The 23,053-nt window shown below is 71.0% G+C and carries 18 protein-coding genes; 9 read left to right on the forward strand and 9 right to left on the reverse strand.

The window, feature by feature from the left end:
* Nucleotides 1-168 precede the first annotated feature (168 nt).
* Entirely contained in the window at nt 169-1,077 is a 909-nt protein-coding gene (locus ACWGI2_RS19345) for an NYN domain-containing protein (protein WP_453696489.1), read from the forward strand.
* Nucleotides 1,078-1,099: 22 nt separating this feature from the next.
* On the opposite strand, the gene ACWGI2_RS19350 is transcribed toward ACWGI2_RS19345, so the two are convergent.
* Both ACWGI2_RS19350 and ACWGI2_RS19355 read right to left on the reverse strand, forming a co-directional pair.
* Entirely contained in the window at nt 1,100-1,960 is an 861-nt protein-coding gene (locus tag ACWGI2_RS19350) for an alpha/beta fold hydrolase (protein WP_453696490.1), read from the reverse strand.
* 379 nt (nt 1,961-2,339) lie between these two features.
* Nucleotides 2,340-4,568, reverse strand: coding sequence for a DEAD/DEAH box helicase (locus ACWGI2_RS19355; RefSeq protein WP_453696492.1), 2,229 nt, complete (start codon nt 4,566-4,568; stop codon nt 2,340-2,342).
* Between the two features lie 463 nt (nt 4,569-5,031).
* On the opposite strand from ACWGI2_RS19355, the gene ACWGI2_RS19360 reads away from it, so the two are divergent.
* Complete coding sequence (locus tag ACWGI2_RS19360; protein ID WP_453397803.1) at nt 5,032-5,769, forward strand: ferritin-like fold-containing protein; 738 nt, start codon at nt 5,032-5,034, stop codon at nt 5,767-5,769.
* 75 nt (nt 5,770-5,844) lie between these two features.
* Here ACWGI2_RS19360 and ACWGI2_RS19365 read toward each other — a convergent pair whose 3' ends face one another.
* From ACWGI2_RS19365 to ACWGI2_RS19380, 4 genes are all read right to left on the reverse strand, one after another.
* Complete coding sequence (locus tag ACWGI2_RS19365; protein WP_453696493.1) at nt 5,845-6,117, reverse strand: hypothetical protein; 273 nt, start codon at nt 6,115-6,117, stop codon at nt 5,845-5,847.
* Nucleotides 6,118-6,315: 198 nt separating this feature from the next.
* Nucleotides 6,316-6,543 (reverse strand): DUF3107 domain-containing protein, encoded by a 228-nt coding sequence (locus tag ACWGI2_RS19370; RefSeq protein ID WP_055565193.1) that lies wholly within the window; start codon nt 6,541-6,543, stop codon nt 6,316-6,318.
* Between the two features lie 163 nt (nt 6,544-6,706).
* Complete coding sequence (locus ACWGI2_RS19375; protein ID WP_160507089.1) at nt 6,707-7,348, reverse strand: TetR family transcriptional regulator; 642 nt, start codon at nt 7,346-7,348, stop codon at nt 6,707-6,709.
* A 144-nt stretch (nt 7,349-7,492) separates the two neighbouring features.
* On the reverse strand, nt 7,493-7,708 hold the full coding sequence (locus ACWGI2_RS19380) for a hypothetical protein (protein WP_453397805.1): 216 nt from the start codon (nt 7,706-7,708) through the stop codon (nt 7,493-7,495).
* 267 nt (nt 7,709-7,975) lie between these two features.
* Between ACWGI2_RS19380 and ACWGI2_RS19385 the strand changes: the two genes are divergently transcribed.
* The 7 genes from ACWGI2_RS19385 to moeZ all read left to right on the forward strand — a co-directional run bounded on the left by ACWGI2_RS19385 (nt 7,976) and on the right by moeZ (nt 16,762).
* Complete coding sequence (locus tag ACWGI2_RS19385) at nt 7,976-8,965, forward strand: alpha/beta fold hydrolase (protein WP_453696495.1); 990 nt, start codon at nt 7,976-7,978, stop codon at nt 8,963-8,965.
* An 8-nt stretch (nt 8,966-8,973) separates the two neighbouring features.
* Entirely contained in the window at nt 8,974-10,461 is a 1,488-nt protein-coding gene (locus ACWGI2_RS19390) for a DUF3152 domain-containing protein (RefSeq protein ID WP_453696496.1), read from the forward strand.
* Between the two features lie 236 nt (nt 10,462-10,697).
* Complete coding sequence (locus tag ACWGI2_RS19395) at nt 10,698-12,434, forward strand: DUF3492 domain-containing protein (protein WP_453696498.1); 1,737 nt, start codon at nt 10,698-10,700, stop codon at nt 12,432-12,434.
* Nucleotides 12,431-13,651 (forward strand): hypothetical protein, encoded by a 1,221-nt coding sequence (locus ACWGI2_RS19400; RefSeq protein ID WP_453397809.1) that lies wholly within the window; start codon nt 12,431-12,433, stop codon nt 13,649-13,651. The genes ACWGI2_RS19395 and ACWGI2_RS19400 overlap by 4 nt, the downstream gene beginning before the upstream one ends.
* Before the next feature lie 178 nt (nt 13,652-13,829).
* Nucleotides 13,830-14,783: an NAD-dependent epimerase/dehydratase family protein gene (locus ACWGI2_RS19405; protein ID WP_453696499.1), complete on the forward strand. Its 954-nt coding sequence runs from the start codon at nt 13,830-13,832 to the stop codon at nt 14,781-14,783.
* Nucleotides 14,771-15,520 (forward strand): spherulation-specific family 4 protein, encoded by a 750-nt coding sequence (locus ACWGI2_RS19410; protein ID WP_453696501.1) that lies wholly within the window; start codon nt 14,771-14,773, stop codon nt 15,518-15,520. Before ACWGI2_RS19405 ends, ACWGI2_RS19410 begins: the two co-directional genes overlap by 13 nt.
* A gap of 63 nt (nt 15,521-15,583) precedes the next feature.
* Nucleotides 15,584-16,762 (forward strand): adenylyltransferase/sulfurtransferase MoeZ, encoded by a 1,179-nt coding sequence (moeZ, locus tag ACWGI2_RS19415; RefSeq protein ID WP_399395018.1) that lies wholly within the window; start codon nt 15,584-15,586, stop codon nt 16,760-16,762.
* Between the two features lie 77 nt (nt 16,763-16,839).
* On the opposite strand, the gene ACWGI2_RS19420 is transcribed toward moeZ, so the two are convergent.
* The 3 genes from ACWGI2_RS19420 to ACWGI2_RS19430 all read right to left on the reverse strand — a co-directional run bounded on the left by ACWGI2_RS19420 (nt 16,840) and on the right by ACWGI2_RS19430 (nt 23,020).
* Nucleotides 16,840-18,405, reverse strand: coding sequence for an alpha/beta hydrolase (locus tag ACWGI2_RS19420; RefSeq protein WP_453696502.1), 1,566 nt, complete (start codon nt 18,403-18,405; stop codon nt 16,840-16,842).
* Between the two features lie 89 nt (nt 18,406-18,494).
* The gene (locus ACWGI2_RS19425; protein WP_453696503.1) at nt 18,495-20,048 is read right to left on the reverse strand and encodes an alpha/beta hydrolase; all 1,554 of its coding nucleotides are present in this window, start codon (nt 20,046-20,048) and stop codon (nt 18,495-18,497) included.
* A gap of 92 nt (nt 20,049-20,140) precedes the next feature.
* On the reverse strand, nt 20,141-23,020 hold the full coding sequence (locus tag ACWGI2_RS19430; protein ID WP_453696504.1) for a flippase-like domain-containing protein: 2,880 nt from the start codon (nt 23,018-23,020) through the stop codon (nt 20,141-20,143).
* Nucleotides 23,021-23,053: the final 33 nt, after the last annotated feature.

The following is a 23,053-nucleotide window of genomic DNA, read 5'->3' on the forward strand; positions in this document are numbered from 1 at the left end:
ACTGGAGTTGCGGCCGCCGGGACAGCAGTGTCCGGCGTTCCATATGGGTAGAACGAGTTGCCCCCAGCAAACATTCCCTACGCTAAGGAAATTTTTCGACAGACTAATTACTCACGAGTAGCGAGACCAGTTGTGTTCGCTGCGTGACCAGCAGGACAATGAGCCCCAATGAACGACGAGATCGAGATCAGCGCCCAGATCAGTGCCCAGCTGGAGCGCGCCAACGGACTCCTCGAGCGCATGCTCGCCGAGGTGGCGAAGACACCGTCCACGCACGCGATCTTCGTCGACGCCGGATATGTGTACGCGGCGGCGGGGCGGCTCGCGGTCGGCACGGAGGACCGGCGCGCCTTCGACCTGGACGCGGAGGGGCTGATCGATGCGTTCATCGACAAGGCGCGCACGATCTTCGCGGACAGCCGTCTGCTGCGCGTCTACTGGTACGACGGTGCGCGGCGCCGCATCCACACGGTGGAGCAGCAGTCGATCGCGGAGCTCCCCGACGTCAAGGTCCGCCTGGGCAACCTCAACGCGAACAACCAGCAGAAGGGCGTGGATTCCCTCATCCGGACGGATCTGGAGTCACTCGCCCGGCACCGCGCGATCAGCGACGCGGCTCTGATCGGGGGCGACGAGGACCTCGTATCGGCGGTGGAGGCGGCGCAGGGGTACGGCGCGCGGGTGCATCTGTGGGGCATCGAGGCGAGCGAGGGCCGCAATCAGGCGGAGCCGCTGCTGTGGGAGGTCGACAGCCAGCGCACGTTCGACCTCGATTTCTTCAAGCCGTACGTGTCCCGGCGCAGCGCCGCGGCGACGTACGAGACGGCGGGCACGCCGCGGCCCTCCCGCGAGGACGTGCGGTTCGTGGGCGCGCAGATCGCCGCGAAGTGGCTGGCCGCGCGGGGGAGCGGGGCGCTGGTGGACCTGCTGCCGGGGCATCCGTACCTGCCGGGGGCCGTGGACCAGGAGCTCCTGGTGGAGGCCGAGAAGCTCCTCGCGTACTCCCTGCGGGGGCAGTCGGACCTGAGACGGGCGCTGCGGGACGGCTTCTGGGGGCACTTGCAGACGCAGTACTAGATGTACGAGCAGTGCTAGCGGCCTAGGCCTGCTGGTCCCAGAAGGCGATGAGGGCGGCGGCGGTCTCCGCGGGGCGGTCGGTGTTGGGGGAGTGCTCCGCGCCCGCGATGACCGTGCGGTGGGCCCGCAGCCGCTCGGCCATCTCGTCGAGCCAGGGGATGGGCCAGGTGTCGTCGCGCTCGCCGGAGATGACGTGCTTGGGCAGGGGCGTGGCGGCGAGCTCCGTGACGCGGTCGGGCTCGACGCAGAGCTGCTTGCCGGTGGCGACGAGCTGGGCGGGACTGTGCCGCAGCCAGCGCCGGCGCAGGGCCTCGCCGTCGAGGTCGGCCTCCTCCGGCGGGTCCATGGCCTGGATGGCCGCCCAGGCCTCGGCCATGGACAGGACGCCGAGCGCGTCCGTCAGCATCTTGGCGCGGGCCTGCTGTGAGGGTGCGATCTGGGCCGGGCCTGACGCCATCAGGGTGAGCGAGGCGAAGGTGTCCGCGGGGGCGCGGAGGGTGGCGGCGCGGAGAGTGGCGGCGCGAGCGATGAGCCCTCCGAGGGAGTGGCCGAGGAGGTGCGGCGTGCCGCCGACGGCGTCGGCCTGGGCGAGGACGTCCTGGGCCAACTCGTCCTGGCTGTAAGGGAATTCGTCGTCGGCCGGGCCTGGGGTCTCGTACTGCCCCCGGCCGTCTACGGAGACGGCTCGGTACCCGGCATCGGCGATGGGCCTGAGCAGGGCGATGAAGTCCTCCTTGCTCCCGGTGAACCCGGGGAGCAGCAGGACGGTGCCCTTGGCCTCGCCGGCCGGGCGGGCGTCCAGGGTGGCGAAGCTGCCGCGCACGGTCTGGAGGAGCCGCGCGTCGACGCCGGGGGGCGGGGTGAAGGTCGGGGGCCTGCTCATGCCTTGAGGCTAGCTGCCGGCTTGGCGGGTGGGTGGGCGGGGCTGTCTCGACGCCTACAGGGCGATGGGGTAGCTGGCGTCGGTTGTTGGCCACCTGTACCGGCGCTTCGCGCCGGATCTCTCCCACCCGCCCACCCGATACCCCGCAGCGGTGAAACAACCGATCGAGCGGGCCGGGAGGTCCCCGATCACTCCGCTACTGCCGAGTAAACGGGTGGGTGGGCGGGAAAGATCCGGCGCGAAGCGCCGGTACAGGGAGCGGGGCCGCGGACCGCAACTCGCGGACGCTGGCGCGGAGTTGAGAGGGGGAGCGGCACGGCGAAGGCCCGGCACCCCCGCAGGGGACCGGGCCTCAGACGTTGAAACTCAGCGGAGCGCCTCAGCTCTCCTCGGCCGGCGCCGCCACCGCCTTGCGCGTACGGCGGCGCGGCTTCGCAACCGCTGCCTCCTCCGTGGCAGCCGGAGCTTCCGCAGCCTTGCGCGTACGGCGGCGCGGCTTCGTCTCCTCCGTCGACTGAGCGGGGATCTCCGCCTCGACGGCGTCCACGACAGCTTCCGCGGCCTTGCGCGTGCGCTTGCGCGGCGGCTTCGCTTCGGCCTGCGTCTCCGCCGCCGCCTCGGCGGCGACCGGCTCCGCGGTCTTCCGCGTACGGCGGCGCGGCTTGGCCTCGGCGGTCTCCGCGGCCTCGACCGTGTCGACGACCGCCTCCGCGGCCTTGCGGGTCCGCTTGCGCGGCGGCTTCGCTTCGGCCTGCGTCTCCGCCGCCACCTCGGCGACAACCGGCTCCGCGGCGGCCTTGCGCGTACGACGGCGCGGCTTCGTCTCAGCAGTCTCCACGGCCTCCGCAGTCTCCACGGCCTCGACCGCCTCGGCGGCAACCGGCTCCGCGGCCTTCCGCGTACGGCGGCGCGGCTTGGCCTCGGTGGTCTCCGCGGCCTCGGCCGTATCGACGACCGCTTCCGCGGCCTTGCGGGTCCGCTTGCGCGGCGGCTTCGCCTCGGCCTGCGTCTCCGCTGCCACCTCGGCGGCAACCGGCTCCGCGGCGGCCTTGCGCGTACGGCGGCGCGGCTTCGTCTCAGGAGTCTCTACGGCCTCGGCAGTCTCCACGGCCTCGACCGTCTCGACCGACTCGGCCGTCTTGACCACGGCCTCCGCAGCCTCAGAACCGCTCCGCGTCCGACGGCGGCGACGCGGCGTGCGCGGCTCCGTCAGTTCGGCCTCAGGGGCGGAAACCACCTCAGCCGCGGCCACCGCCGGAGTCTCCAGCGGCGTACCCGACCGGGTGCGGCGGCGCCGACGCGGCGTACGCGCCTCACGCGGCTCGCGCTCCGGGGCGGGCTCGGAAGCGCGCCCACGGTCACGGTCCCGCCCGTCACGGCCTCGGCCGCCACGATCGCGCGAGCCACCCTTGCCGCCGGTCTCGCCGAGGTCTTCGATCTCCTCGGCGCGCAGCCCGGCACGGGTCCGCTCGGTGCGCGGCAGCACACCCTTCGTGCCCGCCGGGATGCTCAGCTCCTCGTACAGGTGAGGAGAGCTGGAGTACGTCTCGACCGGGTCGTTGAAGCCGAGGTTCAGCGCCTTGTTGATCAGCTGCCAGCGCGGGATGTCGTCCCAGTCGACCAGCGTGATCGCGATGCCCTTGGCGCCCGCGCGGCCGGTGCGGCCGATGCGGTGCAGGTACGTCTTCTCGTCCTCGGGGGACTGGTAGTTGATGACGTGCGTGACGCCACCGACGTCGATGCCGCGCGCGGCGACGTCCGTGCAGACGAGCACGTCCACCTTGCCGTTGCGGAAGGCGCGCAGCGCCTGCTCACGGGCGCCCTGGCCGAGGTCGCCGTGCACGGCGCCCGAGGCGAAGCCGCGCTTCTCGAGCTGCTCGGCGATGTCGGCGGCGGTCCGCTTCGTACGGCAGAAGATCATCGCGAGTCCGCGGCCCTCGGCCTGGAGGATGCGCGAGACCATCTCGGGCTTGTCCATGTTGTGCGCGCGGAAGACGTGCTGCTTCGTGTTCGCGACGGTCTGGCCCTCGTCGTCCGGCGCGGTGGCGCGGATGTGCGTGGGCTGCGACATGTAGCGACGGGCAAGGCCGATGACCGCGCCCGGCATGGTCGCCGAGAAGAGCATCGTCTGGCGCTTGGCCGGAAGCATGTTGATGATGCGCTCGACGTCGGGCAGGAAGCCCAGGTCGAGCATCTCGTCGGCCTCGTCGAGGACCAGGCACTTGATGTGCTTGAGGTTGAGCTTCTTCTGGCCCGCGAGGTCGAGCAGACGCCCCGGCGTGCCGACGACGATGTCGATGCCCTTCTTGAGGGCCTCGACCTGCGGCTCGTAGGCACGGCCGCCGTATATGGCGAGGACGCGGACATTACGCGCCTTGCCGGCGGTCAGGAGGTCGTTCGTGACCTGCTGGCAGAGCTCACGCGTGGGGACGACGATGAGCGCCTGCGGTGCGTCGGTCAGCTGCTCGGGCTTGGCCCGGCCCGCCTCGACGTCCGCGGGGACGGTGACGCGCTCCAGGAGCGGGAGTCCGAAGCCGAGCGTCTTGCCGGTGCCGGTCTTGGCCTGGCCGATGACGTCGCTGCCCGAGAGCGCGACGGGGAGCGTCATCTCTTGGATGGGGAAAGGGCTGATGATGCCGACGGCCTCAAGGGCCTCGGCCGTCTCGGGGAGAATTCCGAGATCGCGGAAAGTCGTAGTCAGGGCATTGCCTCTTCTGTGAGACGCGGCGCGAGGCGAACGCTGGGGGTCGTGACCGTGCCACTACCGCCGGCTGCTTGGGGGGCGGGGCCGGGGGCGCGGGACCACTGCCTGCGCTCGAGCGCTCGTACCGCTGAGGTTCCCTCCTCGTGCCGTCCGCACTGTGCGGGCCGCCTGGAGGGCTGTCGGGTCGGAGCCGATCGGGCCTCCGACCGGGCATCCTCATTCGTACGGCCCGTCGAATATTCGGCGGGCGCATTACCACTGTACCCCGGAATCTCGCAGCCGTGTCTGGCGAAAAGGTCACGTAGTCGTCGTCACAGTCACTGACCAGGCCCTTACGCGTTGCTGCGAGCGGGCTATTGTGCGGTTTATGGAGACGCCTGACACCGCCGCTGACACACCTGCCGAACCCACGGGAATCGCCGCCCAGGACTGGAAGACCGCTTCCGCCGACCCGAACTACCGCGCCGCGGTCGTGGACCTGCTCGGAGCGCTCGCGTACGGAGAGCTCGCGGCGTTCGAGCGGCTCGCCGAGGACGCGAAGCTGGCGCCGACGCTCGGCGACAAGGCGGAGCTGGCGAAGATGGCGTCGGCGGAGTTCCACCACTTCGAGCAGTTGCGGGACCGGCTCTCGGCGATCGGCGCGGACGCGACCGAGGCGATGGAGCCCTTCGTGGCCGCGCTCGACGGCTTCCACCGCCAGACGGCGCCGTCCGACTGGCTTGAGGGCCTGGTCAAGGCGTACGTGGGCGACTCGATCGCCAGTGACTTCTACCGCGAGGTCGCGGCGCGGCTCGACGGCGACACCCGTGGTCTCGTCCTCGGTGTGCTCGACGACACGGGGCACGCGAGCTTCGCGGTGGAGAAGGTGCGGGCCGCGATCGACGCGGATCCGCGTGTGGGTGGGCGGCTCGCGCTGTGGGCGCGGCGGCTCATGGGCGAGGCCCTGTCGCAGTCGCAGCGGGTCGTTGCCGACCGGGACGCCTTGTCGACCATGCTGGTCGGGGGCGTTGCCGATGGGTTCGACCTTGCCGAGGTCGGGCGGATGTTCTCTCGGATCACCGAGGCGCATACGAAGCGGATGGCTGCGCTTGGCCTGGCGGCTTAGTCGCTCGGGCTGAGTTTCGCCTGCGGGTGTTTTGTGGTTGCTCGCGCAGTTCCTCGCGCCCCTTTGGGCGCCCCCTTACGCCGTCGCCGAGCGACGGCGTAGTTGGCCCCGGCTGGGGCGGATCAGGAGTGAGAGCAGGGCTGCTGCCACGGCTACCGCGCCGACGATGGTGCCGGTCGCGTGGCCCGCGCCCAGCGCCATGTGCGTGACGAAGGCGCCGATCACGGCGCCCGCGGCCCCCGTCGACAGGACCAGGCTGCGTGCGGGGAGCCGGTGGGACAGTCGGTGGGCCGTGGCCCATGCCAGGGCGAAACCGAGCAGTGCGGATCCGAGTGCTTCCAGAATCACAGGGTGTTCCCTCCCTCGCGGCCAGGTGCAAAACGGTCGTAGCCGGTCTTACCCGTGGCGGCCGGAATGCAACCCTCCAGGGACAGAGCCGGAGCCGGAGCCTCCCTGCGCGGAGCGCGCGTCAACGCACGAGAACGGCCCGGTGGTTGTCACCACCGGGCCGTTCTCGTACTTCGTCCTGCGTGCCGCGCCCCTGAACTACAGGGCGCTGAAACCCACCTTGCGCGCGGTCGGCTCGCCGAGCTCGACGTACGCGAGGCGGTCGGCCGGAACCAGGACCTTGCGGCCGTGGTCGTCCACGAGGCTCAGCAGCGGCGACTTGCCGGTCAGCGCCTCGGACACCGCGTGCTCGACTTCCTCGGCACTCTGGCCGCTCTCCAGCACGATCTCGCGGGGCGCGTACTGCACGCCGATCTTGACCTCCACGGCTTTGTCCCTCCGACGGTCAGTGATGTGCGCGGCCTGCCGCGCCGTACTCAGCACACATTAGCCCGGTGAGGCGACCCGCATGCTTCCGCCGCTGCACGCCAGTAGCGAACAGAGATCGGGAACAGAACGCGGGAAGGCGAAACCGGGCTCCCGGCCGGCGTCAGTGGCCGTCCACGCCGTGCAGCGGGAAGCCGGCGATGCCGCGCCACGCCAGCGAGGTGAGCAGCTCCACCGCCTTGTCGCGCGGGACCGTGCTGCCACTGGCGAGCCAGTACCTGGCGACCACCTGGGAGTAGCCGCCCAGGCCCACGGCGAGCAGCATCGCCTCGTCACGGGGCAGGCCCGTGTCCTCGGCGATGACCTCGCAGATCGCTTCCGCGCACTGGAGGGTGACCCGGTCCACGCGCTCGCGGACCGCGGCCTCGTTCGTCAGGTCGGACTCGAAGACGAGGCGGAAGGCGCCGCCCTCGTCCTCCACGTACGCGAAGTACGCGTCCATCGTGGCCGCGACGCGCAGTTTGTTGTCCGAGGTGGAGGCAAGCGCCGTGCGGACGGACTGCAGCAGTGATTCGCAGTGCTGGTCGAGCAGGGCGAGATACAGGTCGAGCTTGCCGGGGAAGTGCTGGTAGAGCACCGGCTTGCTGACTCCGGCCCGCTCGGCGATGTCGTCCATCGCCGCCGCGTGGTAACCCTGCGCGACGAAGACCTCCTGCGCCGCGCCCAGCAACTGATTGCGTCGGGCACGACGCGGCAGGCGTGTGCCCCGAGGGCGCGCTGCCTCTGTCTGCTCGATGGCTGTCACGCCGCCTCCCATGATCGTGAATGTGCGGTGTGCGCCGCGCGGCCATCGTACTTTTCGGTAACCGTGATGTGCGCGGTACGAGCGGAGAATTTCACGGACTGGATGCCCGGGAAAGCCGTGCGTAGCAGGGCAAACACGGGCAGCTCAGCGATAGTCGTCTTCGTCGATGCTGACGACGCGGGCCTGTTCGGCCAGGTCTGCCTCGTTGGCCGCGTCCGTGTCCGCGTCCCGCAAGGAGTCGTCCTCGCGCGGCGCGAGATCGGTCTGCTGCTCCGCGGCGTCGGCCTCGGGCGCTTCGGTGCTGTGGTCGGCGGTTTCTTCGGCCTCGAAGGTCTCGGGGTCGGACGGGTCGACGGTCATCGTGGCTCTCTTCCCTGGAGGACTAATGGTGCGAGTGCCCTGTTCGCCCTCTTCTATGAGCGTAGGAGACTGCCGAACCGGGCGCTACGCGATCTCTGGGCGATCTGCGGGCGATCTACAGGCGATCTGCGGGTGGCCTACGGGCGATCTCTGCGCGGTCTCCGGGCGGTCGCCGGGCGATCTCTGCGTGATCCCCCCGGCGACATCGGCCGGATCTGTGACGGCGAACACATGAACCACCGTGTGATCGTCTCGTAACATTGCCGCATGTCTTCGACCGAGCTGCCGAACGTGATCGCCGCCTCCGTCGCGCCCAAGCCGGGTGCCGTCGGGGTCGCGGCGGGCGAGCGGCTCGACTCGGTCAACCTTCCTGGGCTCACGCTTTCGGTGCGTTCCAGGCCGTCGGTCCGTGAGGGCCTTCCGGCCGCGTTGTACGTGCACGGGCTCGGCGGGTCCTCGCAGAACTGGTCGGCCCTGATGCCGCTGCTGGAGGATGTCGTCGACTGCGCGGCCCTCGATCTTCCGGGCTTCGGCGACTCGCCGCCGCCGGACGACGGCGACTATTCGGTCACAGGGCACGCGCGCGCGGTGATCCGATATCTGGACACGCGCGAGCATGGGCCCGTGCATCTGATCGCGAACTCGCTGGGCGGCGCGATCACCACCCGCGTCGCCGCCGTCCGCCCCGACCTGGTCCGCACCCTCACGCTGATCTCGCCCGCGCTCCCGGAGCTGCGGGTGCAGCGCACGGCGGTGCCGACCGGGCTCCTCGCGGTGCCCGGCGTCGCGGCGCTGTTCACCAGGCTCACCAAGGACTGGACGGCCGAGCAGCGGGTCAGCGGCGTCATGGCGCTCTGCTACGGGGACCCGGGCCGGGTCTCGCCGGAGGGTTACAGCGCGGCGGTGCGGGAGATGGAGCGCAGGCTCGCCCTCCCGTACATGTGGGACGCGATGGCCCGCTCGGCGCGCGGCATCGTGAACGCGTACACACTGGGCGGGCAGCACGGTCTGTGGCGGCAGGCGGAGCGGGTGCTCGCGCCGACGCTGCTCATCTACGGCGGCAAGGATCTGCTCGTGTCGTACCGCATGGCCCGCAGGGCCGCCGCCGCGTTCCGTGACTCACGGCTGCTCACGCTGCCGGACGCGGGGCATGTGGCGATGATGGAGTATCCGGATACGGTGGCCACGGCGATCCGCGAACTCCTCGCGGACACGGGCGAGTTGCATGCATCCGGTCATCCGGGCGCGGGGAGCTGAGGCGGCGAGTGGGACGTCATAGCCGCCGGGGTTCGGCCGACCTCGCAGACAACACGGGCAGCACGGGCAACACGGGCAATACGAACACCAACGACATACCGCCACAGCAGGGCGCGCGCCCGCCTGGCCCCGGCACGGGACGCCGCAGGCGTGCCCCGGGCGACGCCGGCACGCCCGCGCACGGCGTCCCCCAGGCAACTCCGCCGCATGGTGTCCCGCAGGCCACTCCGTCGCACGGCACGCCCCAGGCCACCCCGCCGCACGGCACGCCGCATGTCCGTGGCGGGCACCCCGAGCAGCGTGAGCCGGGCGGGGCGTGGGGATCCGGGCCGCGGATGGGCGCTGCCTACGGGGCGCCGGGAGCGCGGCCCGCGCCGCCCCACACGCCGGGGCCACGCCGCGAGTACGTGGACGCGTTCAGCGGCGAATTCGCCGACGATGACCTCTTCGGGGGCGGCGCGAGCCGTCCCTCGCCCATGTCGGCCGGGGGCCCGCCCCGGGACCCGTACGCCTCCGTCACCGACTGGGACCGCTCGGTCGACGAGGACGAGAAGGCGCGGGGAGGGCTCTGGTCCGACGGAGCCGACGGAGCTGCCGGGACTGACGGGGTCGACGGAGCCGATGGGTTCGACGGCCCCGGCGGCATCACGGTCGGCGACGCCGAAGATGCCGAAGGCGCCGATGGCGGCAAGGGAGGCGGCAAGGGCCGTACCTTCACCGGGATCGCCGCCGCCGCTGTCACCACCGTCCTCGCGGTCGTCGTGGCCGGCCAAGTGACCGACGGGCCAAAGGATTCTGCTCCCCGAACGCAGGCCGCGAAGGGCCAGGAGGGCAGGGAAGCGGCCGAGGACGCGTCCCGGTCGGACGAGCGCCCCACGCCTCCCGAGTCCGCCCCGGCGACGTACGAGACGAAGATGGCGAAGAAGTACCCGCTCGACGCCAAGCTCACGGCGTCCGGCGACTTCGACGCGATGGCCGGGTTCGACAAGGCGCCGGGCAAGGGGCAGTTGTTCCGCTACCGCGTCGACGTCGAGAAGGGGATGGGCCTGGACGGCGAGCTGTTCGCGTCGGCCGTGCAGAAGACCCTGAACGACGACCGGAGCTGGGCGCACGGCGGAGGCCGGACGTTCGAGCGGATCTCTTCGGGGCATCCCGACTTCGTCATCACGCTCGCCAGCCCCGGGACGACCGCGAAATGGTGCGCGAAATCCGGGCTCGACACCATGCAGCAGAACGTCTCCTGCGACTCCGCCGCCACGGACCGCGTGATGATCAACGCCTATCGATGGGCGCAGGGCGCCAAGACTTACGGCGACCGCATCCATCCGTACCGGCAGATGCTGATCAATCACGAGGTCGGTCACCGGCTCGGCTTCAACCACACGGACTGCACGAAGGACGGCCAGCTCGCGCCGGTCATGCAGCAGCAGACGAAGTTCCTCGACCACGACGGAATCAAGTGCAAGGCCAACCCCTGGGCGTTCCCCAAGAGTTGAGCCCGCGCCCCGACGGGAGCTGGCCGCAGCTTGACTCTGCGTAGCTAAAGAGCGCTCTCCGAGCGCCATAGCGCGACAGAACGCTACCGGTGCGGGAAAGTTACTGCCGTTCACCCCTTTTGGTGGCGTGATGGACAACCGTCCATCACGCCACCGGCATGTCCGCATACGTTCGTCCCGCTGCGAGCCACCGGGTCCAACGGCGGCTCTCCACATGGGAGATCGGGGGTGTACGCGTGCGCATCGGACTGCTTACGGAGGGTGGCTATCCGTATGTGAGCGGTGAGGCCAGGCTCTGGTGCGACCGGCTCGTGCGCGGGCTCGGGCAGCACGAATTCGACATCTACGCCCTCAGCCGCAGCGAGCGGCAGGAGGCGCAGGGCTGGATCGAGCTGCCGCACCAGGTGAACCGGGTGCGGACGGCGCCCCTGTGGACCGTCGACGGGAGCGTCGACGAGGGGATCGCCCTCGGAGCCGGGTACGGACGGCGCGCGCGGCGGCGCTTCGCGGAGTGCTTCGGCGAACTGGCCGCGGCGGTGTGCGACTCGGGGGCGGCGGGATCCTCTGCTCCTCCTGACGCGTTGGCGGACCGTTTCGGCAGTGCGCTCTACGGCCTCGCCGAACTCGCGAGGGACCACGGCGGCCTCGTCGCCGCACTGCGCTCCGAAGCCGCCGTGCGCGCCCTGGAGGGTGCGTGCCGCGCGCCGGGCGCACTCCGCGCCGCCCGCGCCGCACGAGTACCCGACCTGCTCACCGTGGCGGGCCTCCTGGAGCGCGCCCTGCGCCCGCTCTCCCTCGACTGGTACGGGGACGACGCCCTCGGCGCGGCGGACCTGTGCCACGCCACGTCCGGCGGCCCGGCGGCGCTCCCCGGTCTCCTCGCCCAGCACTTCTCCGGAGTGCCGCTCCTGGTCACCGAGTACGGCGTGCAATTGCGGGCGCACTACCTCGCGACCGGAGACGAGGCGCTGAGTGCGCCGGCGCGGGCCCTGCTCACCTCCTTCCACGGCAGGCTCGCCGCCGAGGTGTACCGCCAGGCCAAGATCATCACCCCCGGCAACACGCACGCCCGCCGCTGGCAGGAGCGGTGCGGAGCCGAGCGGGCGAAGCTGCGCACGGTGTATCCGGGCATGGAGGCTTCCCGCTTCGCGGAGGTCGGCGAGCGGGAGGACCCGGGTGACCCCGACACCCTCCTCTGGATCGGGCGCATCGAGCCGGCCAAGGACCTGATCTCCCTGCTCCACGCCTTCGCGGAGGTCCGCAAGGAGGAGCCGAAGGCGCGGCTGCGCATCGTCGGGGCCCCCGGGGATGACCCGGAAGCGGGCGCGTACCTCGCGCACTGCAGGACGCTCGCCGCGCAGCTCTTCCCGGATGAGGCGACGGGCGCGCACGCCGTCGGCGACAACCCCGTGTCCTTCGAGGAGATCGGCGCGCCCGAGACGCCCGAGCTCGCGGACGCGTACGCCGCGGGGAGTGTCGTCGTCCTTTCGAGCGTCGTCGAGGGGTTCCCGATCAGCCTGGTCGAGGCGATGTTCTGCGGGCGCGCGACGGTCTCCACGGATGTCGGCGCGGTCGTCGAGGTCATCGGCGGCACCGGGCTCGTGGTGCCGCCGCGCAATCCGCGGGCGCTCGCGGAGGCGTGCGTGGCGCTGCTGCGCGACGCCGGGCGGCGCGAGCGGCTCGGGGCGGCGGCGCGTGCGCGGGCGCTCGAACTGTTCACCGTGGAGCAGAACACCGAAGCCTTTCGCGGCATCTACCTGGAGATCGTCTCGCACTGTCCGGTGCGCAGGGAGGCGGTCGACGACGCGGGCGAGCCGGTGCCCTTCGGTCATCCGGCGGAGGCGTACATGCCGGGGCGCTGGGCTGTCGCCGCGGGCGGCGGCGGGGACGCGGGCTCGGGTGGCGCGCCCAGCTGGGCGCAAGAGGCTGACGGAGCTGACGGACCGGAGCGGTTGAAGGGGGCGGGCGTATGAGCAAGGAGCAGCAGGTGGACGCGCCACGGGCTCCGGAGAGCCCGGGCGGGTGGGACGCGCGGTCGGAGGAACTGGTCGCAGACGCGGCCCTGGTGCGGGAGCCCGCGGCCTGGCGGGGTCCTGGCGGTGGTGCCGGAGCGGGTGCCAAGCCCGCGCGGCGCGGTGCGGCGGACCCCGTGAAGGCGCTGATGCACCGGCACCGGGAGCTGTGCGAGCGCGCCGTCGACCCGCTGGAGATCGCGGCGGGGCTGGAGGCGCACGGAGTGACCGATCGGACCGCCGCACGCTTCAGGCACCGGGACGTGTTCGCACTCGCCGAGGAGATGTACGCGCGCGTGCCGCGCGACGAGGAGGACCGCGGCGCCTCCGTGGCCCTCCCCTCGCGCGGAGCCCCCGAAGTGCCCGCCGGATGGGCGCTGTTCGCCCTGCTGCCGGGTGTGGCCTGCGGCCTCGCCGCCGTGGGGATCGAGCTGAGCGAGGGGCGCGCGCGGTACGCGGTGGGGCTCGGCGGAGCACTCGCCGTGGCCGTCGCGCTCCAGGTGGCCCTTCGGTACGGTCCGCTGCGTTCCGCGCACCCTGTCGCGCCGGCCACGCGCGCGTGGCTGTGCTTTCTCGTCGCGTACGCCCTCTTCGGCGACGGGCTGATGCGGGCCGCCGTCTCGGGCGGGCCCGAAGGACCCTGGGCGCCGTCGACCGCCGCGGCACTGGGGCTCTCGCTCGCCGTGGCGCCCGCGGTGTGGTGCGCGCGGCTGTTCGCCGTGGGGGCACGGCGACGGCTTTCGCTCAGCCGGGGCCTCGCCGAATTCACCTCCGCCGTGCGGCCGTTGCTGCTGGGCGTCGTCGCGCTGTACGTGTGCGCCCTGGGGGCCCTGCTCGTGGGGGCCGGGGCCGTCCATGGCGTGTCTGCCTCCGCCGGGGCCGGGTCGCTCGGCGCGCTGCTGCTGCTTTCCCGGCTGCTCTCCTCGTACGGGTTCACGCGCGCGCCCCTGCTGATGCTGGGGGCCGCGGGTGCGGTGGAGGCGGTCTCGCTCGCCTCCGTGTTCGCGGGGCGCCTGCCCGGGTGCGCGTGGTCGGCGGCGCCGGTGGAGGCGGCGGTCCGGGCCTGGGGGCCCGGTGTCGTACCGGTCGTCGCGTGCGGCGCCGCCGCGGGCGTGCTGTTGCTCCACTCCCTGCGCGTGCTCAGCCGGGCCTCCGCGCACGGCGACGGGGCGCCCTGAGGATGCGCCCCGCCAGAAGTCCCTGGCCCCATGCGAAATCTTCCGGGCCCCATTCGCAAACTCTCTCTCCCGCGGGGCCGACACCGCGGGCCTTACCCCGTGAATTACGGCAACCCCCTGAAGGAGAACGCCAGATGAGCACCCCCAGCATCCGAGAATCCAAGTCGGGAGCCGCCCGATGAGGGTGCTGCTGATCGGAGCCAACGGATACCTCGGCCGGTTCGTCGCCGACCGGCTGCTCGCCGACCCGGCGGTGCAGCTCACCGCGCTCGGCCGCGGCGACGACTCGGACGTACGGTTCGACCTCGCGAGCGGCAGCCCCGGCGCGCTCACCCGCTTCCTGGACGCCGTGCACCCGGGCGTCATCATCAACTGCGCGGGAGCCACCCGCGGCGGCGCCCGCGAGCTGACCCGGCACAACACCGTCGCCGTCGCCACCATCTGCGAGGCCCTGCGCCGCAGCGGATGCGGGGCGCGGCTCGTGCAGCTGGGGTGCGGTGCCGAGTACGGGCCGAGCCAGCCGGGGTCCTCCACCGCAGAGGACGCCGTGCCCAGGCCCGGTGGACCGTACGGCGTCAGCAAGCTCGCGGCCACCGAGCTGGTCCTCGGGGCCGGCCTCGACGCGGTCGTCCTGCGGGTGTTCTCGCCCGCCGGGCCCGGCACCCCGGCAGGATCGCCGCTCGGGCGGCTCGCCGAGGCCATGCGGCGGGCCATGCAAGCCGGTGACGGCGAGCTCAAGCTCGGGGGCCTCGGTGTGCAGCGGGACTTCATCGACGTACGCGACGTGGCGCGCGCCGTGCACGCCGCCTCGCTCTCCGCCGCCCAGGGGATCGTGAACATCGGCGCGGGCCGAGCCGTGCGGCTGCGTGACGCGGCGGCTGTCCTGGCGCGCGTCGCCGGGTACGGCGGAGCCCTGCACGAGCTCGACCAAGGGGCCCTGAGGCAATCCATCGGGCACCCCCGCGCCGAATCCGACCACGGGAGCCCGGCCGCCTACCCCTACCCCGACGGGTGCGGCAGCTGGCAGCAGGCCGACGTGCGCACCGCGCGCGACCGGCTCGGCTGGCGCCCCCGGATCAACCTCGAAGAATCACTCGCCGACATCTGGATGGAGGCGGCATGCCGCATCTGACCAGCACAGCCACAGGCACCGCACACACCGACGTACGACTCGGCTTCGGTATCCCGGGCTTCGCGCACCCCCTCGTCGCGCCCGCCGAATGGTCCGAACTCACCCGGCCGGCCACACCCTTGCACTGGGTCGTCCTGAACGTGAGCAGAGGGCCGGGGGACAGGCCCGACCCGCACTGCCTGGAGGCGGCGGGGCGGCTGCGGAATGCGGGCGTGCGTGTTCTCGGTCACCTCGACGTGATGTACGGCGCCCGCTCCTTCGGAGAGCTGATCTCGGACGCGCACCGCTACCTCGACTGGTATCAGGTCGACGGCTTCTCCCTGGACCGCTGTCCCACGGAGCGGGCGGCGCTGCCGGAGGTGCGCAGGACGGTGATGACGCTGCGCGCGCTCTGCGACGACGCGCACATCGTCCTGGGGCACGGCACCCATCCGTATCCCGGATACGCCGAATCCGCCGACCAGTTGGTGACGTTCTCCGGCCCCTGGAGCGATTACCGCTGGTCACAGGTGGCCGAGTGGACCGCCGACTACCCTCCCGAGCGCTTCTGCCACTTCGTGCACGGCATGCCGCGCGGCCATCTCGACGAGGCGCTGCGCATCGCACGCTGGCAGGGCGCCTCGACGATCTACTTCACCGACCGGGTGGACGGCGGGGGAGCGGACGACCCGTGGGAATCGATGCCCGGGTACTGGGACGAAATCGTCTCGCGTATCGGAACGGGTGTCTCGGAATGAAGAAGGGCGTGGCAGTGTTACACGCAGAACAACTGTTCCGAAATACCGACCAACGGAGTCCCCGTGTCGCTGCCACCCCTGGTCGAGCCAGCATCTGAGCTCACCGTCGACGAGGTTCGCAGGTACTCCCGCCACCTGATCATCCCCGATGTCGGGATGGACGGGCAGAAGCGGCTGAAGAACGCCAAGGTGCTGTGTGTCGGCGCCGGCGGCCTCGGGTCACCGGCGCTGATGTACCTCGCCGCGGCGGGCGTCGGCACGCTCGGCATCGTGGAGTTCGACGAGGTCGACGAGTCGAACCTGCAGCGCCAGATCATCCACAGCCAGGCCGACATCGGCCGCTCCAAGGCGGCGTCGGCGAAGGACTCGGTCCTCGGCATCAACCCGTACGTGAACGTGATCCTCCACGAAGAGCGGCTCGAGGCCGAGAACGTGATGGACATCTTCAGCCAGTACGACCTGATCGTCGACGGCACGGACAACTTCGCCACGCGTTACCTGGTCAACGACGCCTGCGTACTGCTCAACAAGCCGTACGTCTGGGGTTCGATCTACCGCTTCGACGGCCAGGCGTCCGTCTTCTGGAGCGAGCACGGCCCGTGCTACCGCTGCCTCTACCCGGAGCCCCCGCCCCCCGGCATGGTCCCGTCCTGCGCCGAGGGCGGCGTGCTCGGCGTGCTCTGCGCGTCGATCGGCTCCATCCAGGTCACCGAGGCGATCAAGGTCCTGGCCGGCGTGGGCGACCCGCTGGTCGGCCGCCTGATGATCTACGACGCCCTGGAGATGCAGTACCGCCAGGTCAAGGTCCGCAAGGATCCGGACTGCGCGGTCTGCGGCCCGAACGCCACCGTCACGGAGCTCATCGACTACGAGGCCTTCTGCGGCGTCGTGTCGGACGAGGCCCAGGAGGCGGCGCTCGGCGCGACGATCACTCCCAAGCAGCTCAAGGAGATGATCGACGCGGACGAGAAGATCGAGATCATCGACGTGCGCGAGCAGAACGAGTACGAGATCGTCTCGATCCCCGGCGCCAAGCTGATCCCCAAGAACGAGTTCCTCATGGGCACCGCCCTGGAGAGCCTTCCGCAGGACAAGAAGATCGTCTTGCACTGCAAGACGGGTGTCCGGTCCGCGGAGGTCCTCGCCGTGCTGAAGTCCGCGGGCTTCAGCGACGCGGTGCACGTGGGCGGCGGCGTGATCGGCTGGGTCAACCAGATCGAGCCCGAGAAGCCGGTCTACTAGGCGTAGCGCCTGAAGCGCCTGAACGGAGATGGGGCCCGCACCTTCAAGGTGCGGGCCCCATCGCCGTTGGTGGAATGTTAGTTCTCGCAGACCTTGCCGTCCTTCGGGGCCTTCCCGTTCAGGAGGTAGGCGTCGACCGTGTCGTCCACGCAGTCGCTGCCCATGCCGTACGCGCCGTGGCCCTCGCCCTTCCAGGTCAGCATCACGCCGACGCCCTTGCCGAGCTCGTCGGCCATCTTCTGCGCACCCTCGTAGGGCGTCGCCGGGTCTCCGGTGTTGCCGACCACCAGGATCGGGTCCGCGTCGGGGGCGGAGACATCGGGGGAGTCGTGCAGCCCGGCCACCGGCCAGGAATGGCACCAGCCCGCCGTGTCCCAGCCCATGAACTCGCCGAAGACCGGCGACATCTCGCGGAAGTCGGCCAGCTGCGCCTTCGCCTCCGCGGGCGTCGTCCGTGCCTTGCCGTCGCGGCAGGAGATCGAGCGCTGCGAGTGGCTCTGCGTGCTGTAACGCCCGGATTCGTCCCGCTCGTTGTAGGCGTCGGCCATCTGCAGCAGTGCCGAGCCGTCGCCCTTTTCGGCCTGCTCGAGGCCGCGGGTCAGGGCGGGCCAGCTCTGCTTGCTGTAGAGGGTGACCGTGATGCCCGTGAGCGCCAGGGACTGGGTGAGCTTCCGTTCGCCCGCCCCGGGCAGCGGCTCGGCGTCGAGCCGCTTCAGGAGGCGCACTATCTTCTGCGAGCCCGCCTTCGGGTCCTGGCCCGAGGACTTCAGGTAGTTCTCCAGGGCGCGCTGGAAGCCCCGCGCCTGGTTCTTGGCGTGGCCCACCGAGTCAGCGCTCGGGTCGACGACCGCGTCCAGGGTGAGGCGTCCCACTTTCTTGGGGAACAAGTGGGCGTACGTGCCGCCCAGTTCGGTGCCGTACGAGATGCCCATGTAGTGCAGCTTCTCGTCGCCGAGCACCTGGCGCAGCACGTCCATGTCCTTGGCCGCCTCGACCGTCGAGACGTGGTCGAGCAGCTTGCCCGCGTTCCGCTCGCAGCCCGCGCCGAAGTCGGCCGCGTCCTTGAAGTACGCCGCTTCCTCGGCCGGAGTGTCCGGGGTGAGGTCGACGGACTCCGCGGCCTGCGTCTCCTTGTCGCTGCGGCAGCGCACGCCCTCGCTGCCGGCCACGCCGCGCGGGTCGAAGCTCACCAGGTCGTACCGCTCGCGCAGCGTGTCGTACATGTCCGCGAACGACGGCAGCATGGAGACGCCGGAGCCGCCGGGTCCGCCGAAGTTGAACAGGAGCGAGCCGATGCGCTTGCCCTCGCCGGTGGACCTGGCGCGTATCAGCGCGACGTCGATCGTCTCGCCGTCCGGCTTCGCGTAGTCCAAGGGGACCTTGAGGGTCGAGCACTGCCACTCGGAGCCGGGCGCGGGGTCGCTTCCGGTCGCCTTGCAGCCGCCCCAGTCGAGCTTCTGGGTGGTGAGCGAGGCGGGCAGGGTGGAGGAGGGGTCGGGCTTCGGCGACTGCTCGGGTCCGGTCGGCGCGGGCTTCGCGTCGTCCTTGCCCCCGTCGCCTTCGGAACCACCGCAGCCGACGGCGAGCCCGGCCACCAGAACCCCTGCGGCGGCCAGAGCTGCTGACCGTACGAAACGCGGCATGGAACGCTTCCCCCCTCGGAAGACAGTCAAGCCATAGTAGGCGGGCCCACCGACAGTGATCCGGGGCGCCCCGGGTGGCCCTCACCACGTCACGAGCAGACCGTGCCCTCCTTCGGCACCGTGCCGTCCAGCAGATAGCCGTTCACCGCGTTCCGCACGCACTTGTTCTTGCTGTCGTAGGCCCCGTGCCCCTGGCCCTTGTACGTCAGCTCGACGCCGACGCCCTTGCCCAGCGCGTCCGCCATCTTCTTCGCACCCTCGTACGGCGTGGCAGGGTCGCCCGTGTTGCCGATGACGACGATGGGTGGCGCGGCAGGCGCGCTGACGTCCGGGTGCTCGGCGGCGCCGTCCACCGCCCAGTCGGTGCAGCCGACCATGCCCCACGCCAGATAGTCGCCGAACAGCGGCGACGCCTCACGGAACCCGGGGAGCTTCTCCTCGACGTACTCCGGCGTGTAGCGCGCCTTGTCGTCCGCGCAGTTGATGGAGATGTTGGCGGCCTGGATGTTGCTGTACGTACCGTCCTGGTTGCGGCCGTTCATGGAGTCGGAGAGCGCCATCAGGATCTTGCCGTCGCCGTCGTACGCCTCGTCGAGGCCCTCGGTGAGATACGGCCAGAAGTCCTCGGAGTACAGCGCCTGCGCGATGCCGTTCGTGGCGGCGGTCTGTGTCAGTTCCCGCGGGGCGATGGCGGGCAGCGGCTTGGCGTCCAGGTTCTTGAGGAGCTTTGCGATCTTGTCCTTGACGTCCTGCTCCGTGTCTCCGACGGGGCAGTCGGCGACCTTCGACGTGCAGTCCTTGGCGTAGTTGTCGAGCGCGAGCTGGAAGCCCTCGGCCTGGCCGAGCGAGCCCTCCTCCGCCGTCTCGGTGGGGTCGACGACCGCGTCGAAGACGGCACGGCCCACCTTCTTGGGGAACAAGTGCGCGTAGACGCCGCCGAGTTCGGTGCCGTACGAGATGCCGAAGTAGTGCAGCTTCTCGTCGCCGAGCACCTGGCGCATCAGGTCCATGTCGCGGGCCGCGTCGGTGGTGCGTACGTGGGGGAGCACCTCGCCGGAGTTCTTCTCGCAGGCTCCGTTGAAGCCCTTCACGTTGTCGACGAGCTTTTTGCGCTCGGCGTCGTCGTCGGGCGTGGAGTCCTGCTGGAAGTACGTGTCGAGCTGTTCGTCGTCCTCGCACTTCACGCCCGCGCTGCGGCCGACGCCGCGCGGGTCGAAGCTCACCAGGTCGTAGCGGGTGCGCAGCTTGGCGTAGTCCTCTCCGAAGGCGGGCAGCGTGGTGATGCCCGAGCCGCCGGGGCCACCGAAGTTGAAGACGAGCGAGCCGATCCGCTGGCCCTTCTCGCCGCTCGCCGCGGCGCGGATCAGGGCGATGTCGAGCGTGTCCCCCTTGAGCTTGTCCCAGTCGAGGGGAGCCTTCATGGTGGCGCACTGCCATGCGGTGCCGCCTGGCAGCGGGGACGGGGCCTCACCTCCGCCTTCGGACGCGGCGGGTGCGCGGCAGTCCTTCCAGCTGAGCTCCTGGGCCGCCAGGTCTGTGTCCTTGGAGGCCTCGGAGTCCTTGGAGTCGTCACCGCCGCAGGCCGCGAGGGACGCAGACAGCAGGACGACGGTGGCGGCGGCACGCGCCTTGAGGTTGGGCATGTTCCCCATCCTGCGGGGGGCGCAGACGGGGCGCACGGCTGGCTCGGCCTTCCGTGAACAGGCGTCCTTCTGTTGAAGAAGGCCCTTCCTTTTTAAAGAAGGCCCTTCCTTGTCAGGTGGTTGAAGAACAGCCACCCCGGAAGCACCGGCAGCCACAGCGTCAGGAGCCGGTACAGAAGCACGGCCGGCGCCGCGACGTCCTTGGGCACGCCCACCGCGATGAGACCGAAGGTGAGCGTCGCCTCGACCGCTCCGACACCGCCGGGCGTGGGCGCCGCGGAGCCGAGCGCGTTGCCGGCGAGGAAGACCACGGCGACGCTGGCCAGGGTCAGCGGCTTCATCTCCGTAGTGCTGAAGGCACGTACCGAAGCGTCGAGACAGAGCACGAACAGGAGCGTCAGGAGCAGCATGCCGCCGATGCCGGTGAGCAGCTTCTGCGGGCGCTGCAGCACGTCGAGCATGCGCGGCACGACGCCCGCGAACAGCGACCGCACGCGCGTGACCACGAACTTCCGCAGGAAGGGGATCGCGGTCACCACGAGCACGAGCACCGCGACCGAGAGGAGACCGGCGATGACGGTCCGGGACGGCGACAGGGACGGCGTCTTCTCCGTACCGGTCACATAGCCGAAGATCATCAGCAGCATGATGTGCGAGCCGAGCCCGAACAGCTGCGAGGCCCCGACGCTCGCCACCGCGAGGCCGGAGCGCACCCCGGAGCGCTGAAGGAAGCGCGTGTTGAGCGCGACGCCGCCCACCGCGGCGGGCGCCACGATCTTCACGAACGACCCGGCGACCTGCGCCTGCACGGCCCGCAGGAACGGCACACGCTCCGGCACGAAGCCGAGCAGGCTCATCGCCGCCGCGAAGTAGCTCAGCGCCGAGCACGCCACGGCCACGGCGACCCAGCCCCACTCGGCCTCGCCGATGATCGTGTTGAAGTCCACGTGAGTGAGCTGGGACAGCAGGAAGTACGCGCCGATGGCACCGGCGATGAAGCTGATGAGCGTGCGCGGCCTGATCCGCTCCAGCTGAGCGGGCTCGACGGGCGCCTGCGGCCGGATGAGCAGCACTTGGTGGCGGATCTGGGTGAGCAGATCCTCCTCGCGGGCCTGTTCGAGCGCGACGTCTATCGCCTGCTTCTCCGCCTGCTTCTCCGCGCGCACGGTCTTGCGGTCGGGAGCCTTGGCACCGTCGACGGTCTCCGCCACTTCCGCAGCGGCGCTGTCGTCCGCCTCCGCCGCGCGGGCCAGCTTGTCCTTGCGGGACGCCTCCAGGACCGCCTCGCGCTCGCGCTGCGACCGCTCCCTGGCCAGCTTGCGCAGGGTCCCGCGGGTGGAGCGGGTCAGGGCGATGGGCTGGAGCAGCGGAAGACAGTCGGCGACCGTGTCGGGGCCGAGCACGTCGACCGCGGTCGCGACCGCGCGCTCGGCGCCCACGCGAAGACCGAAGGCGGTCAGGAGCTGGGCGATGTCCATCCGCAGGACCAGGTCGCCCGCGGCGATCTCACCGCCCCGCAGGTCGGTCAGGATCACCGTGCCGGAACGATCCACCAAAATCGCGTCGCCCGCGAGCCTGCGGTGCGCGATCCGCCGCGACTGGAGCGCCTGCACCTGCCGCCAGGTGTCGCACAGCAGCTCATCGGTGATGACATCGTCCGGCAGGGAGTCCAGGGTGCGGCCACCCGTGTGCTCGTAGACGAGGATCACCGCGTCGGGGCCGAGCTCGGAGGTGGCGATCAGCTTGGGTGCGTTGGCCCCGGCCGCGATCGCCGCGTACGCCAGGAGGGCCTCCTGCTCCAGGGCCTGGCGCAGCGACTGAAGGCTGCGGCGCTGGGTGATGCCGCGCAGCGTGAGCCTGCGCCACACGCGGTAGAAGAAGCCCTGCGCCTGCTGTTCGCGGTCGATGACCGTGACGTCGAGGGGCGGGCCGTCCTCAAGAGTGACGAAGTAGCGGCGGCCCCGGTCGCCGTGCTCGCTGTCCGGGGAGTCCTCGCGGGCCGCGCTCACCGGGCGGAAGCCGACGTGCCGCAGGCCGGCGAGCAGCGTCTGGCCGGTGGGTCTGACGTTCGGGGAGCCGACCGCGTACAGCGTGCCGTAGGCCACGCTCCAGCCGAGCAGGACCGTCAGGATGATCGAGAACGGCGTCGTGTAGCCGGTGACCAGCATGGTGAAGGCGTCGAGCAGGAGCACTACCCACAGGACCACCCGCCAACGTGGTCGTCGCGACATCCCCACCGCTGTCATGTACGCGATGACGGGCGCGAGATAGCCGTGCACCGGGTCGGTGAGCGCGTGCAGCTCGCCGGGGGACGGCCGGGTCAGAGCCTCCTGGATGGAGTCCGGTGCGGCCTTGGCGACCCAGAGGTCGGTGGCGAGCGTCACGCCGTGCGCGAGGACGGCCGCGAGGACGCCGTCGGCGATGCGCAGCCCGTCCCGTTTGACCAGGCGCTCGATCGCGAACGCGACGGGCACGAGCAGCACGCCGATGCTCGCGGTGAGGCCCGCGAACTTGATCAGGAGGTCGGGCGCCTGGTCCGTGCCCTTGTCGATGTCCTGGGCGAGCCCCGACGTCGTGCCGTGCGCGAACGCGGCGATGGCGAGGACGACGGCGATCCCGAGGATGCCGACGAGCAGCCGCATCAGGTCCGAAGGACGGTGCACGCGCGCGGCGAGCAGCGGTTCGTCACCGGCGACGCGGTCGGTGTGAGCTCCCTCGCCGTCGGCGCAGTCGTCGGCACACTCGTCGGCACGGTCTTCGGGCACGAAGGCGGCGTGGGCGTCCTGCTCGGCCGCGGGGCGCCCGTCCTCGTCCCAGGCGGACTTCTCGCGCTTCTCGGACTTCTCGTGCTTCTCGTGCTTCTTCAGGGAGTGCCCACCGGTGTCCGGGTGCGCCTCGGCCGCAGGGGTGCCCGCCGTCTCATCGGGGTGCACATCCTGCTGCTCCGTCGCCTCTTCTTGATCTCGTATCACCAGTCACCGCCCGCACGATGGTGGCATGCCCCA

This window comes from Streptomyces sp. NPDC054866, from assembly GCF_053610745.1.

Bases quoted from the DNA above. Each gene is read 5' to 3' on its own strand.
- ACWGI2_RS19345 (WP_453696489.1), top strand. From the start codon at position 169: ATGAACGACGAGATCGAGATCAGCGCCCAGATCAGTGCCCAGCTGGAG.
- ACWGI2_RS19350 (WP_453696490.1), bottom strand. From the start codon at position 1,960: ATGAGCAGGCCCCCGACCTTCACCCCGCCCCCCGGCGTCGACGCGCGG.
- ACWGI2_RS19355 (WP_453696492.1), bottom strand. From the start codon at position 4,568: ATGACGCTCCCCGTCGCGCTCTCGGGCAGCGACGTCATCGGCCAGGCC.
- ACWGI2_RS19360 (WP_453397803.1), top strand. From the start codon at position 5,032: ATGGAGACGCCTGACACCGCCGCTGACACACCTGCCGAACCCACGGGA.
- ACWGI2_RS19380 (WP_453397805.1), bottom strand. From the start codon at position 7,708: ATGACCGTCGACCCGTCCGACCCCGAGACCTTCGAGGCCGAAGAAACC.
- ACWGI2_RS19385 (WP_453696495.1), top strand. From the start codon at position 7,976: ATGTCTTCGACCGAGCTGCCGAACGTGATCGCCGCCTCCGTCGCGCCC.
- ACWGI2_RS19400 (WP_453397809.1), top strand. From the start codon at position 12,431: ATGAGCAAGGAGCAGCAGGTGGACGCGCCACGGGCTCCGGAGAGCCCG.
- ACWGI2_RS19405 (WP_453696499.1), top strand. From the start codon at position 13,830: ATGAGGGTGCTGCTGATCGGAGCCAACGGATACCTCGGCCGGTTCGTC.
- ACWGI2_RS19410 (WP_453696501.1), top strand. From the start codon at position 14,771: ATGCCGCATCTGACCAGCACAGCCACAGGCACCGCACACACCGACGTA.
- ACWGI2_RS19420 (WP_453696502.1), bottom strand. From the start codon at position 18,405: ATGCCGCGTTTCGTACGGTCAGCAGCTCTGGCCGCCGCAGGGGTTCTG.
- ACWGI2_RS19425 (WP_453696503.1), bottom strand. From the start codon at position 20,048: ATGCCCAACCTCAAGGCGCGTGCCGCCGCCACCGTCGTCCTGCTGTCT.